The organism is Clostridium sp. DSM 8431 (assembly GCF_900116755.1).
In the GTDB taxonomy this organism is placed as follows: domain Bacteria; phylum Bacillota; class Clostridia; order Clostridiales; family Clostridiaceae; genus Clostridium.
In genome coordinates this window covers 1-1,491 of the sequence record NZ_FPBY01000314.1, presented here as the reverse complement: position 1 = coordinate 1,491, position 1,491 = coordinate 1, and the positions used below count along the sequence as shown (strand labels likewise).

The following is a 1,491-nucleotide window of genomic DNA, read 5'->3' as shown; positions in this document are numbered from 1 at the left end:
TTTCCTATCTCTACATATAGATTTCTCTATATGCTGACTATTTTGGCTACTAACTCATGACTAAAGTCACGAGTATGCGTAGCCATTCTAATCAATCTTTTCTTTGTTTATATCAAGGCCATCAATACCTAAAGTTTTAATTTTAACTCCCTTAGGTCCCTTTTCAATACTTCCTTTTTTAATAGCTCTAGTAAAATTAATATTTATATCTAAATTATTGTTATTTATTCTTTCTAATATCTTTCCACTACTTAATTCTTTAGCTATCTTAGTTACATCTTTAGGTTCATAGGAATCCATTTGTATAACTGTATCTGCTATGTCAAAATAATCTCCAGAGCTTCCTACAACTATTATTGTTGAAATTCCTAAAGCTTCATAAAGTCCCTTAACAATTTCAATAAAAGGTGTTATTGGTTCCTTTTCTTTTGCAACTAATCTTTGCATTATGTCATCTCTTATCATAAAATTAGTAGCTGATGTATCCTCATCTATTAAAAATAACTTTGTTCCACTTTCAATTCCTTCAACAATATTCGCTGCCTGAGAAGTACTTCCACTAGCATTTTCACTGCTAAATACCTTAGTATCTTTTCCATTAGGTAAATTATTTATAAATAATGAAATATCATTTTTATGAATTACTCTTCCATCTTCTGCTCTTACTTTAAGCGCAGTATCATCTGTTATTACAAACTCTCTTCCATCACCTTCTATATGGTTATAAACTCCAAGTTCAAGAGCTCTTAATAGTGTGGATTTACCATGATATCCACCACCGACAATTAAACTTACACCTTTCTTTATTCCCATACCTGTTATTTTTCCTCTATTAGGTGTATCAAAACTTATTTCTAATTCTTTAGGTGACTCAAATTTCTTTCCATTTTGCAATGGCCTTGTTGAAACTCCACTTTCTCTAGGAAGTATTGACCCATTTGCAATAAAAGCAACTAAACCTCTTTTAGATAACTCTTCTCTAATAAAAACTTGGTCTTCTACAAGCTTGACTCTTTCTATAAGCTTATTTTTATTTATATTGTTATACTCAATTGAATTACTAACTATCTCAGGTAAGAAATTATATAATATTTTTTCTAATTCTTTAGCAAGAACACTTCTTCCTCTAGCAGGGAATCCAACTTCAATCCTTATTTCTACTTCTTTTTCATTTACAATTATAGCTGTTCTATCTAATATTTCTTGAGGACATCTACTTATAGATATAAGACCACTTTTCCCTGAACCAAACACTTTTTTGCTATATACATTTATATTCTTAAAAAATAATCTTGTTAAAAAATCCTGTACAGCTATCTTTTTATATTTTTTATCAAATAGTTCACCTGGAATTTTAGAAACCTTTTGATTCATTATTACTCTTACTTTTGATGGTGCTGCAAAAGGATCTCCTTGAACATGATCAATAGATAATACATACTTATTAAAATCATATTGTCCTTCTAATGATTTATATGATTTATACCCTTT

The 1,491-nt window shown here is 29.2% G+C and carries 1 protein-coding gene; it reads right to left on the bottom strand.

Features of this window, described 5'->3' with window-relative positions; all coding sequences use genetic code 11:
* Positions 1-87: 87 nt before the first annotated feature.
* Positions 88-1,491: ABC-ATPase domain-containing protein (locus tag BM384_RS17065; protein ID WP_090015469.1), on the bottom strand; the 1,404-nt coding region annotated here is incomplete at its 5' end.